Raw genomic sequence first — 11,954 nt, 5'->3', positions numbered from 1 at the left:
GATCCCTCTGGCGGGGTAGTAGAGGTGAACTCTACTACTAGCTACGGGTCGTGGAAGCAGGAAGAAAGCCTCAACGCCGAGTGAAAGTCTGCTTTTGCCCGGGGTTGTGTAAGTCTTTCAGAGCGGTTCCTAGCGAAAGCGGAAAACCCGTTCCCAGGCCTGGCGGACAAACTCCCTGAGCCAGCCGGATTTTTGGGCGCTCTCCACCTGGGCCTTGACCACCGCCTGCATGCCTCCCTCTCCCCAGCTTTGGTTGCGCTGGAAGTACTCGATGAAGCTTTTGCCAGCAATGCGGGTGAGATAGCCAGCGCTGGCTGCCTGGATGGGTGCTGTCAGCCAAAAGCCAACAACGCTGACCTCAGCTACTGTAGCTAGGATCCCGGTGGTCAGTTGGATTGCCCCTTCCACCAGACCCAAGCCAGCCAAGGTCTTAGCCAAGGACAAGGCCAGCTCCCGCCCCTGCTGTAGGTTCATCTTGCAGCCGTAGAGGGATCCCAGCTCCACCACCATCTGGGCGTTGATGGCGGCAATGGCCAGGAGATCCAGCGCTGGGATGGGGTTGGCAAAGACCACACCGGTTACAATCCACTGAAAGCGATCGACCACCTCCTCCGCCTGGCGGCGCAACTGCGCCTGGAGAATGCGCTTGGCCTCCTCACCCAACTGCTGGGATTGCAGGAGGGCATTGTCCAAGGCCAGGGATCTCCCCTCCGCATAGAGCACCGCCTGCACCCGATCCCGCACTGCCGCCACCTCGGGTTGCGGCTGCCAGGTTTGGGATCCCAGGCGCACGGGGGCCGGGTTTGCAGCAGCTGGCAGGACATCTTCTGGTTGGATAAGGGGGTAAACCCGTTCCCGTAGCCGCTGGAGCAGAAGCTGCTGTTCCTCGGGAGTGTAGAGGTCAATTTTGTTGAGCACCAGGAGGGCCCGTTTGCCCAAGGTCAGAAGGCGGCGCAGGGGCTCCAGCTCCGACTGGCGTAGGTCCCCATCCACCACTACCAGTAACAGCTCGGCAGCCTGGGCCTGAGCCTGGGCCTCTTCTTCCCGCATGGCTCCTGCTGGCCCAATTTCCAAAATGCCTGGACAGTCCACGATCTTCACGGGGTGGAGGATCCCGGGCAGGTTCCAGTCGTAGACGGCCACGGCTTGCGTGGTGCCCAGGGTGGCCCCCACTGCTCCCACTGGCCGCCCCAGGAGAGCGTTCACCAGCGAGGTTTTGCCCGACGAGCCTGTGCCGAAAACCACCACCTTCAGTTGGGGCTGGGCCAACTGCTGGGCTAAGCGGGCTGACCGTTCTGCCAGCGCTGCTCGGGCCACCTGATCCTGAATCTGGGCTACTTGAGCCTCCAGTTGGGCCAGGTTGCGCCGGGCTGCCTCCCACTTTTCGGCGGGGGTTGTCGGGGAAGCTAGCCGAGGGAGGCGCTGGGTTGGAGACGAGGAAGCTCGGCCAAAGAGAAACAAGTAATAGACCGAGGCGGCCAAAAACACCACCAGCAGCAGCGTCAGCACTCCAACTAACAGACCCCCTAAAAGGGGGTGGTAGCGGGTGGCGTAGTAGAGCTCGAGAAAGGACTGAATCAGCCACACAATTAGGCCTGTAAACAGGGCCAGCAGCGCCAACAACAGCAGCAAGCGCAGGTAGAAAGCCAAGCGCATGGGCCTCAATAGCCACAACCGATTGACTCTAGCCGCGGCTGCCCCTGTCCCGCCAGCTTGAGGTCCTGCCGCTGCGTTCTGGCAAACTTCCAGCTAGGAAAGAGGGCGCTCGAGGATGCCACCTCCCAGCAGCAGATCCCCCTGGTACCAAACGGCGGCCTGGCCGGGGGTGACGCCAAACTGGGGCTCGGCAAATTGCAACTTCACGCGTTCCGGCGATTCCGGGATCAAGGTAGCTGGCACGGCAGGGGTACGGTAGCGCACCTGCACTTCTACCTCCAAGGGCTCTGATGGCGCTGGGATCGACACCCAGTTGACCTGCCGCACCCAGGCTTCTGCTTGGGTGGCTTCTTCCCGCTCTCCCACCACCACGCGGTTCATGGCTGCATCGATGCGCACCACATAGAGCGGACGAGGGGCAGCAATGCCTAAGCCCTTGCGCTGGCCAATGGTGTAGTGGTGAATGCCCTGGTGGTACCCCAGGACCCGCCCCTGAGTATCGACAATTTCCCCTGGCCTTTCCCCCAAGTGCTGATCCAGGAAGTTGCGCATCGAGCCGTAGGTTTCAATTAGGCAAAGATCCTGGCTCTCTGGCTTGTTGGCGGTGGCCAGGCCGTAGCGCCTAGCCATCTGGCGGGTCTGGGCCTTGGTGTACTCGCCCAACGGGAAGAGGCTGTGGGCCAGGTGCTCCTGGCTGAGGTCGTAGAGAAAATAAGACTGATCCTTTTGGCGATCCACAGCCCGCAGCAGTTGGTAGCGCCCTAGCTCGGCGTTGAAACGTACCCGCGCGTAGTGGCCAGTGGCAATCTGCGAGATGCCCAGCTGCCCCTGGGCGTAGGCCAGCAGGGGACCGAACTTGACCAGCCTGTTGCAGCGGGAGCAGGGCAGGGGTGTGATCCCGTCCGCATAGCCGGCTAGCAGGTACTCGACAATGTGGGCTTGGAACAACTCGCGGCTATCCACGATGTGGTGCGGGATCCCCAGTTGCTCACAAACAGCAGCAGCATCCACCAGGCCGTCGGTGCAGCACTGGCCTTTCCCCCGCATCAGCCACAAAGTAACCCCCTCCACGGCGTAGCCCTGTTCGTGGAGGAGAGCTGCCACTGTGGAGCTGTCTACCCCCCCAGACAGAGCCGCCACGATGCGGGGCCGAGAGGGAAGTCCGGCTATCTCAGGATGGGGTTTGGTAGCCACCATAGAGCAGGGGATAAGAACAGAAAAGCTTGCCTCCTCCTCAAAGGAGCCCTCCAGCAAGCTGAACCCCGATCTTCAGCTTAGCTTGCTTCTAATCCGCTGTTGGGGATCCCGCTTCTAGGAAGCCCCTTTGGCGCAGCCGTCGCAGGGAATCCAGAGCGGTTGCGGCAACGCTATCGTTAGGATCCTTGGCCAGATAGTTGAGGGCGGAAACGCTCTTGGGCGAGGGCAGATTCCCCAAGGCCTGGGCCAGCCGCTGCCGCACCAGCCAATCTTCCGATTGGGCAAAGCGCAAGAGGTGATCCAGCGCCCGCAGATCCCCCAGTTCCCCCAAGGCAGCGATGGCCGCCTGCTGGAGCAGCTCTTCCGGCCCCTCCAACGCCCGCAGCAGTACGTCGTAAGCTCGGGGATCCTTCAGGTTGCCCAACGCTACGGCAGCACTAAAGCGCACCAGCCACTCCACATCTTCGTAGAAGGCACGCACCAGCGCCTCGAAAGCCCGGGGGTCTTCTAGGTATCCCAGAGCGCCTGCTGCATTGGCGCGAATGCTGTAGTCCGGGTCCTGGGTGAGGATCTCCACCAACTTAGGCAGACAGGCGTCAGTTTGCTTGACCCCGAGCGCAAAGACGGCAAAAGAGCGCACTTGCAGGTTTTCATCGTCAACGACCTGCAGAATCAGCGGCACCGCCTGCTCTGCCGGGACGTCCCGCAACTGCGCCAAGGCCAGCATCCGATCCGCTGGTCGTGGGCTGCGCAGCCGCTCGGCAATCTCCTGTAATTGGCTAGGGTTGGCGGGATCCAAAGTGGGGAGAGCCAGAATGTTTACAAGTTTTAATTATGGCAAACTTTGCTGCCTTGGGTCAGGAATTGCTGTTCTAGTGGGAGAGGCTTGACAAAAAGGCAGCTCGAGGTTAGCCCCATTGCGAGGATTTTGGATATTTTAGTCCAGAGACGCTCTCCCAGGGGTTTTTATGGTTCGCCCACTGCTTTTGCTTGGGATCCTGCTGGGGTTGGCAGGAGGCATGTCTCTGGCTCCCGCTTTGGCCAACGCCCAGGCAGTTCGGGACGCCGAGCTGGCCCTGCAGCCGCTTTTGCCGCCGGGATCCCGCATCCTCCGCTCCCGCCGGCTCAGCAACACGGAAGCGGAAGTCTGGGTAGAATTTCGCGGCAACAGCAACCCCGTGATCATGCGGCTCAACCCCTCAGGCCGTTGGGAACAGGACATGAATGCTACCCTGGCCCGTGGAGCTAGCCAGCTGCAGGCTCTTGCCCGGCAACAGACGGCGGCTCTGCCCGAAGGCTTTGGCCAGACTGCTCCCGACCAGCCTCGGCCCTTGCCAACCCAACCTGCCTCCATCCTGATCCCACCTGTAGATCGGGAGCAGGAAACCCAGCGGGCTCTGAGTAGGGCGGGACGGGCGGATCCCTTTGTGCCCCAGAACGTGCGCGCTCCCGAGCCCCCTCTACCACCCCTAGATCTGCCGCCCCTTCCAGAACTGCCTCCCCTGGAGGGCGAAGTGCCTGTAGGCGTGGCTACGCCGCTCTCCACACCCACGCCAGATCCGGCTGCTTTTGCCCGCAGCGTGCAGGTTTCTGGGGTTATCCAAATTGGCCGTGAGTCCTTTGCCCTCATTTCTGCCCCTGGCACCCTTCCCGCAGTTGTGCAGGCTGGGCAAAACTACCAAACTGCCCAGGTAGCCAAGGTATCGGTGCCAGAGCGGCAGGTTGTGCTCTCGGAAGGGGGGGAGACGGTGGTCAAAACGATGCAGAATACAACAGTGATTGTGGGGGCGCCGTAGCCTGTCAGCCCTGGTGGCAAAACTTAGAAGCGGGGCTCACTGCCCAGGCGGGAGGGCTGCTGCTTGAGGTAGCGCAAGAACTCCCGCAGCTCAGTTTCAGTCAACTGGTGGCGAGATTTTTTCTGAAAGCGACGTTCCAAAAACTCTTGGCCCTCCTTGCGGCCCCAGCCAATGCGCTGCATCTCCACGTCCGTTTGCGCAATGAGATCCGAAAGGTCGTCGCTTTGCGTCTCCGCTTCCTTAAGGGGCTGGGATCGGGCTGAGATCCCTGCTGCTTCAGGGGTTGTAGGGGTAGAGGAAGACTGGGACTGTCCATTGCCCAAGTTAGGAGTTGGCCAAATGGGAGAGGACAGATAGGAAGCCCTGGCAGGGGCAGCGTCTAGGCCTAAACTTAAAGAGGAGGTAGGGCGACCAAATCCTGCATGCTGGAGAGCCCGCTTCAAGGCAGCATCTTCAGCTTCTTCGATGGTGTTTGAGCCGGCCATGCCACTGCCCAAAACGGTGTTGTTCACCACTACCTGGGCTTTGACGATGTAGATCCCTTCTTCCACGCGCAACAGATCGGTGAGCAAGCTGCCCATGGGGTACCGCTCTCGAAAGTCTTGAATCATCTTGGCGCCGGAATCTGTTGCTTCTAGAGCCTCAACTCCAGGCTAGCTTGAAGGTACGCCCTACATCCAGATCTTCTTACCCACATTTAAGCCAGTCGATATTGGCTAGAAATGTTTGCCAATAGGAGAAGTCTTTCCTAGCAGTTAACGTCTGGCTCGGCAAAGGTATGCTTAGGCTAGGAATCTACCAGCAGCACCCAGGGAGGCACAGCAAGTATGGCTAGCGATACCACGGCGGCCAAGTCAGCCAGCTTGGGGCAGGCAGCTATTCGAGAGCGCAACTATGGCACTGCTTTGCAGTTGTTGCGGCGGGCTTATCGGGCCGATCCCAGCCCTGAAAATGCCCTTTGGTTGGCCACTGCCTACGAGGAGGCAGGCTACCTTCAGTTAGCTGCTCTCTATCGAGAATTGGCCCAAGAGCGCAGAGAGACTCCCAAAGCAAAGTCTCCCCGCACCCTTGAGGAGCTGAAGCAGCCATCTCCCCAATCGCCGGCTCGCAAGACCCTTCCCTCGCCGCAGCCGATCCCGCCGTCAAGTCCGTCCACCTCCTCTGGGGATCAGCCAATTGAGCTCTCCAAGCCCACACCCCTGGATCCCAAAAGCCTCAGCCGTCAGGTACCCTTGCGAGGGCAAGCCACAGAGGCTGCCTCTTCCGGAGAACAACTGGCCCAAAACGCCAACTACCTGCCAGTTCAACACGCTCCGGATCTGCAAAACCCCCAGCAGGGATCTCCCTTCGTGCGGCGGCTCAACCAACTGCATCGGCAATTTAAGGATCGGCCTACGGCAGAGCTGGCTCTGCAACTGGCGGAAGCCTACGACGAGCAAAAGAACTTCAAAGAGGCCCAGCGCTACTACCGGGAAGTTTTGGATTTGGATGACTCTTGGCTGCTGCGACCGATGGTGCTAGAGCGCCTGGAAGAACTGCAGCGCTTGCAGGGGCAGGAAGGCCAAGCGAGATCCCTGGCAGAGCCTTCAGCCCAGAACTTGCTCAGGCTGGCCGAGAAACTGGAACAGGAGGGGGAAATGGCTCGGGCTGAGCAGGTTTACCGGCAAATCCTGAAAATGAATGCCACCCTGGACATCCATGCCAAAGCGCGCAAAGGACTAAACCGGCTCTATCCCAACGGCAAGCCGTGATGCCAACCAGCCCAGGCAGACTCAATCGCCCAAGGAATAGCTGGGGCAAGGTTATCGAGGAAAGGAGGCGCGGAGACTCGCAGCTTTGGCCGTGGGGTAGCTTACTTCCCTGCGGGCTGCGGCAATGGTCTGGGGCAGCACCCCTACCAGCCGCGCCAAAACCTCATCGGGGAGTTGGCTGACCACCTCAGCAGAGAAAAACTCTTCTAGGCTAAAGAGCAAGGTTCGTGCCCGCTGGGCCGACAGGGGGTTGTCGGTAATCTGCTGCAGCCAGCGCATCCAGTGCAGCCGCTTGGCATAAGCATTCTGCCGCTCTTGGTAGCTCCGGGGATGCAACAGAGCCACATCCCCAATCGGAACCACACTGCTCGACTCCACATCCAAAGGACCCCCGACTGCAGCGCCCGGCCCGGCAAACTCGGCATGAAACGTTTTGCAGATGATCAAGGCGTTGTGTCGCTGGGGATCCACCATCAGCAGTTGGCCACTGCTGAGGCTGCAGACTAGCTGCTCTGGATCAACCCACGGAACCAGGCTGTGGCTGTTGGGAGAGGACTCGTTCATACCCCTCCAAGATATCTCGTTCCCCTTACATGAGATCTTCAACTTTTGCAGCCCTGCTTGACCAAATCTTCATCTTGGGATCTCGCCGACAAGCCGGATGGCGATCCCTTTGCCGGCCTGGCAGCGGCCAATGCGACGGGCATAGGGGTAGCCGGCCTCCTGCAGTTCTTGCAATAGCTCCGCCGTGTGGCTCGGATCTACAGCCACCAACAAGCCGCCGCTGGTTTGCGGATCCGACAAGAGCAATGGCTGCCACTCGGGCAGAGAGTTGGCCTCTATTCCCTCATAGCTTTGCCAGTTGCGACGGGCTGCGCCTGGGAAGATCCCAGCCTCAGCCAAGGAGAGGGCTTCTGGCAAAAAGGGAATGGCAGCCAGATCCAACTCAGCGCTCACCCCCGAGCCACGGCAGACCTCTAGCAAGTGTCCCAAAAGACCAAAGCCCGTTACATCGGTTAGGGCGTGAACCTGGGCTCGCCGGGCCAGTTGCGGGCCAATGCGGTTGAGCTGGGTCATCACTTGTAAAACTTCTGCATAGCCCGCTGTGCTGAGCTGACCCTTCTTCAGGGCGGTGGTCATTACCCCGATCCCCAGCGGCTTGGTCAGGATGAGATCGTCGCCAGGCTGAGCAGTGGCGTTGCGACGGATGTGCTGCGGGTGGGCCAGCCCTGCCACCACCAGGCCGAAGATGGGCTCAGGGGAATCGATGGAGTGCCCCCCAGCCAGAGGGATCCCCGCTTCCTGACAGACTTGGATCCCCCCGGCCATGATCTCCCGAATGACCGACAGGGGCAGGGTGTTGACCGGCATGCCCAGAATGGCCAGGGCAAGGATAGGGGTGCCCCCCATCGCGTAAACATCGGAAAGGGCATTGGCGGCAGCGATGCGGCCAAAATCCACCGGATTGTCCACGATGGGCATGAAAAAGTCGGTGGTTAGAATGAGGGCCTGCTCGTCGTTGAGTTGGTAAACAGCAGCGTCGTCGCTGGTTTCAGCTCCCACCAACAGGGCTGGATCCGACCAGAGGAGGGGCAGCTCCTTGAGAATCTGCTGCAGCAGCGCAGGGGCAATCTTGCAGCCGCAGCCGCCACCATGGGAGTACTGGGTGAGGCGAATAGGAGGCTCCATATCAGGCGAAGGGCGAAAAGGTGGGCTTGACTTCACTGTAGCGGCAGCTGCCGGCAACCGGAAAAGGAGAGCGCTGAGTTAAGGTTGAAGGGATCCCTTATCCCTACCGTTGCCATGGCCTTTGTTCCCTTGCACTTGCACAGCGAGTACAGCCTTCTAGACGGGGCTAGCCGACTGCCGCTTTTGATTGAGCAAGCAGTGGCTATGGGTTTCCCAGGACTGGCCCTGACGGATCACGGCGTTATGTACGGGGCCATCGAACTGGTGAAACTGTGTAAAAGCAAAGGGATTAAGCCAATCATCGGCAACGAAATGTATGTTATCAACGGCAACATTCGGGACAAAAGCCGCAAGTACCCCAAGTATCACCAAGTGGTCTTGGCCAAAAACACCCAGGGCTACAAAAACTTGGTGAAGCTGACCACCATTTCCCATCTCCACGGCGTTCAAGGCAAGGGGATCTTCGCTCGACCCTGCATCAATAAAGAGTATTTAGTGCAATACAAGGAGGGGTTGATTGTTACCAGCGGCTGCCTTGCTGGAGAGGTTCCCCAGGCCATTTTGCAGGGGCGGCCAGAAATTGCTCGTCAGGTTGCTGCCTGGTACCAGGAACAGTTTGGAGATGACTACTACATCGAGATCCAGGATCACGGCTACCGGGAAGACCGCTTTGTCAATGTGCAATTGGTTCGCATTGCTCGGGAGTTGGGGATCCCAATCATCCTCACCAACGATACCCACTTTATTTCTTGCTGGGATGTGGAGGCCCACGATGCCCTGCTCTGTATCCAGACAGGCAAATCCCTCACCGAGAAAAATCGCCTTCGCTACACGGGCACAGAGTACCTAAAAAGCCTAGAGGAAATGCGCCGCCTCTGCCGCGATCACCTCGAGCAGGAGGTCATCGACGAGGCGATTGCCAATACCCTCAAAGTGCTGGAAAAGATTGAGGACTATGACCTGTTTGGGGAAATACGCATGCCTGACTACCCAGTTCCCCCAGGTCATTCTGCCGATAGCTACCTTGCTGAATTGGCCTGGCAAGGCTTGGCAAAGCGCTGTGGCGTCGCCCATCCGGATCAGATCCCCCAAAACTATCGGGAGCGCCTGCGCTTTGAGCTGGATATCATCCAGCAAAAGGGGTTTTCCAGCTATTTCTTGGTGGTCTGGGACTACGTTCGCTATGCCCGTGAGCACGGGATCCCAGTGGGCCCAGGCCGTGGTTCGGCAGCCGGATCCCTGGTGGCCTACGCCCTACAGATTACCAATATCGATCCTGTCAAATACGGGTTGCTCTTCGAGCGTTTTCTCAACCCAGAACGGCAATCAATGCCAGACATCGATACTGACTTTTGTATCGAGCGTCGGGGAGAGCTGATTGAATACGTAACCCGCAAGTATGGACAGGAGCGAGTGGCTCAGATCATTACCTTTAACCGCATGACTTCCAAAGCTATCCTCAAGGACGTTGCTCGGGTGCTGGATATCCCCTATGCCGAAGCTGACAAAATGGCAAAGTTGATCCCGGTGTCCCGGGGCAAGCCGGCAAAACTAGAGGAGATGATCGGCGAGAACACTCCTGCTCCGGAGTTCAAGGAAAAATATGAGAAAGACCCAACCACCCGCCGCTGGATTGACCTAGCTCGGTTGCTAGAAGGCACCAACAAAACCTTTGGAGTCCATGCCGCTGGCGTAGTCATTTCCAAGGATCCTTTGGACGAGATCGTGCCTTTGCAGTACAACAATGAAGGCCAAATTATTACCCAGTACTCGATGGAGGACATCGAGTCTTTGGGCTTGTTAAAGATGGACTTTTTGGGGCTGCGCAACTTAACTCTGATCCAGCGGACTGTAGAGCTAATTCGAGAACATAGAGGCGTTGTGATTGATCTGGACAACCTGCCACTGGACGATCCAAAGACTTACCAACTTTTGGAAAAAGGGGAGGTGGAAGGGATCTTCCAACTGGAATCTTCCGGGATGAAGCAGGTGGTGCGAGAGCTCAAGCCCTCAAATCTGGAAGATATTTCCTCGGTCTTGGCTCTCTACCGACCGGGGCCATTGGATACGGGCATGATCCCAGACTTTATCGATCGCAAACATGGCCGCAAGCCGATAACCTATGCCCACGACCTTCTCAAGCCAATCCTTCAAGATACCTATGGGGCTATCCTCTACCAAGAACAGATCATGCGCATTGCCCAGGACATGGCCGGCTATACCCTGGGCCAGGCTGACCTGCTGCGGCGGGCGATGGGGAAAAAGAAGGTCTCGGAAATGGAGAAACACCGCGAGCAGTTTGTTCGAGGAGCAGTCGAGCGAGGTGTGGCTAAAGAAGTAGCCACGGAGCTCTTCGACCAGATGGTTGCTTTTGCCGAGTATTGCTTTAACAAATCCCATTCTACAGCCTACGGATTGATTACTTTCCAGACCGCCTATCTAAAAGCCAACTACCCAACAGAATACATGGCAGCGCTGCTTTCTTCTGTAAGCGGGGATCAGGATAGAGTCCAGCGCTACATCACCTACTGCCTGTCAATCGGAATCCAAATTGAGCCGCCTGACATCAACCGCTCCGGCCTAGACTTTACGCCTCAGGGATCCAGCATTTTGTTTGGTTTGGGGGCAGTGAAGAATGTAGGCGAGGGAGCGGTGCAAAACATTCTGGCCACTCGCCAGGCTGGCGGCCCCTTTACCTCTTTGGCCGACTTTTGCCAGCGGGTCGATCTGCGCATCGTCAACCGCCGGGCCATAGAGTCGCTCATCTGTGCAGGCGCCTTCGACGGTATTTCCGGCAACCGCAAACAGCTCATAGCGGATCTGGATCCCGTCCTCAGTTGGGCGGCGGAGCGGGCCAAGTCCAAAGCCATTGGCCAAGCCAGCCTGTTTGATTTGCTGGGCAGCAGCAGTCAGGGCTTTACGGAAGCGCCCCAAGGGCCTGCAACTGAAGACTTTCCGCCGCAGGAAAAGCTGAGGCTAGAGCGGGAACTGTTGGGCTTTTATGTTTCGGATCACCCTCTGCGGCGGCTCCAAGAGCAAGTACGGCTGCTGGCTCTTGTCAACCTCGCTGACTTGAAGACCTGCTCGTCCGAGGCCTCAGTCGGCATTCTCGCTCTGGTGACCGCCATCAAAACCGTCAGCACCAAAAAAGGGGAGCGCATGGCCATTTTGCAACTAGAAGATCTGACAAGCACTTGCGAAGCGGTGCTCTTCCCCAAGACTTACAAGCGTTTGCGCAGTTGCCTGCAGGTGGATCAACGGCTCTTGGTTTGGGCTAAGGTCGACCAGCGGGATGAGCAGGTGCAATTGATTGTGGAGGATCTGCAGCCCATTGAAGCAGTAAGCTGGGTTACGGTGGAAGTTCCCCTGGACTCTGCTGGAACCGTAGAGGAGCGGCGCCGTCTGCAAGCGGTACTTGCCGGTCAACGCTCGGAAGCTCAGGAAGAAAATCGCATTCCCGTGGTGGCTGCCCTCGTCGCCCCCCCCCACACCCTCTGGGTGCGGCTGGGATCCCAATTTTGGGTGAAAGATGCCGAGGCCACCGTTGCAGCTCTGCGCCAGGCCGGCTACACTGCCCGCAAGGAAGCGCTAGCCTCCTGAGAGACCACCCAACTGTTGTCCCAGCCAGCTGCGCAACTGCGCTACCGTTAGCCGCGGAGAAGGGCGCGGTAGGGGCTGTTCCGGATCCCCAGCCACCTTCAGCACGGGAACCTCGAGGGAGTACTGCTCCCACCAAAGGGGGTTGGAAGTAATGTCACGGATTTCCAGCTCCCTGACTTCAGGGATCTGCTGCAACTTCTCCGCTAAGCCCTCGCAGAGGTGGCAGCCAGGCTTGCTGTAGAGAATTAGCGGCGGCCAAGGCATA

Annotated in this window: 10 protein-coding genes; 3 read left to right on the top strand and 7 right to left on the bottom strand. The window is 58.7% G+C overall.

Translation table 11 applies throughout. The features are described 5' to 3' along the window. Positions 1–129: 129 nt before the first annotated feature. From NW833_RS09870 to NW833_RS09860, 3 genes are all read right to left on the bottom strand, one after another. On the bottom strand, positions 130–1,656 hold the full coding sequence (locus NW833_RS09870; protein WP_414412365.1) for a DUF697 domain-containing protein: 1,527 nt from the start codon (positions 1,654–1,656) through the stop codon (positions 130–132). Between the two features lie 93 nt (positions 1,657–1,749). After that, positions 1,750–2,853 carry a tRNA 2-thiouridine(34) synthase MnmA gene (gene mnmA / locus NW833_RS09865; protein WP_414412364.1) on the bottom strand — a complete coding sequence of 368 codons (1,104 nt, stop codon included), beginning with the start codon at positions 2,851–2,853 and terminating at the stop codon, positions 1,750–1,752. An 88-nt stretch (positions 2,854–2,941) separates the two neighbouring features. Beyond that, complete coding sequence (locus NW833_RS09860) at positions 2,942–3,652, bottom strand: HEAT repeat domain-containing protein (protein WP_414412363.1); 711 nt, start codon at positions 3,650–3,652, stop codon at positions 2,942–2,944. A 169-nt stretch (positions 3,653–3,821) separates the two neighbouring features. On the opposite strand from NW833_RS09860, the gene NW833_RS09855 reads away from it, so the two are divergent. Beyond that, positions 3,822–4,649, top strand: coding sequence for a hypothetical protein (locus NW833_RS09855; protein WP_414395028.1), 828 nt, complete (start codon positions 3,822–3,824; stop codon positions 4,647–4,649). Positions 4,650–4,672: 23 nt separating this feature from the next. On the opposite strand, the gene NW833_RS09850 is transcribed toward NW833_RS09855, so the two are convergent. Further along, positions 4,673–5,260, bottom strand: a complete 588-nt coding sequence (locus NW833_RS09850; RefSeq protein WP_414412362.1) for a hypothetical protein — start codon at positions 5,258–5,260, stop codon at positions 4,673–4,675. Positions 5,261–5,476: 216 nt separating this feature from the next. On the opposite strand from NW833_RS09850, the gene NW833_RS09845 reads away from it, so the two are divergent. Next, positions 5,477–6,400, top strand: a complete 924-nt coding sequence (locus tag NW833_RS09845) for a hypothetical protein (protein ID WP_414412361.1) — start codon at positions 5,477–5,479, stop codon at positions 6,398–6,400. 51 nt (positions 6,401–6,451) lie between these two features. Here the strand turns inward: NW833_RS09845 and NW833_RS09840 are convergent, their stop codons facing one another. Both NW833_RS09840 and selD read right to left on the bottom strand, forming a co-directional pair. Further along, positions 6,452–6,964, bottom strand: coding sequence for a hypothetical protein (locus NW833_RS09840; protein ID WP_414412360.1), 513 nt, complete (start codon positions 6,962–6,964; stop codon positions 6,452–6,454). Between the two features lie 69 nt (positions 6,965–7,033). Beyond that, a complete protein-coding gene (selD, locus tag NW833_RS09835) occupies positions 7,034–8,089 on the bottom strand; it encodes a selenide, water dikinase SelD (protein ID WP_414412359.1) in 1,056 nt (351 codons plus the stop codon). A gap of 114 nt (positions 8,090–8,203) precedes the next feature. On the opposite strand from selD, the gene NW833_RS09830 reads away from it, so the two are divergent. Then, a complete protein-coding gene (locus NW833_RS09830) occupies positions 8,204–11,689 on the top strand; it encodes a DNA polymerase III subunit alpha (RefSeq protein WP_414412358.1) in 3,486 nt (1,161 codons plus the stop codon). On the opposite strand, the gene NW833_RS09825 is transcribed toward NW833_RS09830, so the two are convergent. Further along, on the bottom strand, positions 11,678–11,953 hold the full coding sequence (locus tag NW833_RS09825) for a glutaredoxin family protein (RefSeq protein WP_414395036.1): 276 nt from the start codon (positions 11,951–11,953) through the stop codon (positions 11,678–11,680). The two genes, NW833_RS09830 and NW833_RS09825, sit on opposite strands and share 12 nt — an antisense overlap. Position 11,954: the final 1 nt, after the last annotated feature.

It is taken from the genome of Synechococcus sp. O70.1 (assembly GCF_047462215.1).
GTDB lineage: Bacteria > Cyanobacteriota > Cyanobacteriia > Thermostichales > Thermostichaceae > Thermostichus.
The sequence above is the reverse complement of the archived record's forward strand: the minus strand, read 5'-3'. Positions and strand labels throughout refer to the sequence as shown.

Bases quoted from the DNA above. Each gene is read 5' to 3' on its own strand.
- NW833_RS09870 (WP_414412365.1), bottom strand. From the start codon at position 1,656: ATGCGCTTGGCTTTCTACCTGCGCTTGCTGCTGTTGTTGGCGCTGCTG.
- mnmA (WP_414412364.1), bottom strand. From the start codon at position 2,853: ATGGTGGCTACCAAACCCCATCCTGAGATAGCCGGACTTCCCTCTCGG.
- NW833_RS09855 (WP_414395028.1), top strand. From the start codon at position 3,822: ATGGTTCGCCCACTGCTTTTGCTTGGGATCCTGCTGGGGTTGGCAGGA.
- NW833_RS09850 (WP_414412362.1), bottom strand. From the start codon at position 5,260: ATGATTCAAGACTTTCGAGAGCGGTACCCCATGGGCAGCTTGCTCACC.
- NW833_RS09845 (WP_414412361.1), top strand. From the start codon at position 5,477: ATGGCTAGCGATACCACGGCGGCCAAGTCAGCCAGCTTGGGGCAGGCA.
- NW833_RS09840 (WP_414412360.1), bottom strand. From the start codon at position 6,964: ATGAACGAGTCCTCTCCCAACAGCCACAGCCTGGTTCCGTGGGTTGAT.
- selD (WP_414412359.1), bottom strand. From the start codon at position 8,089: ATGGAGCCTCCTATTCGCCTCACCCAGTACTCCCATGGTGGCGGCTGC.
- NW833_RS09830 (WP_414412358.1), top strand. From the start codon at position 8,204: ATGGCCTTTGTTCCCTTGCACTTGCACAGCGAGTACAGCCTTCTAGAC.
- NW833_RS09825 (WP_414395036.1), bottom strand. From the start codon at position 11,953: ATGCCTTGGCCGCCGCTAATTCTCTACAGCAAGCCTGGCTGCCACCTC.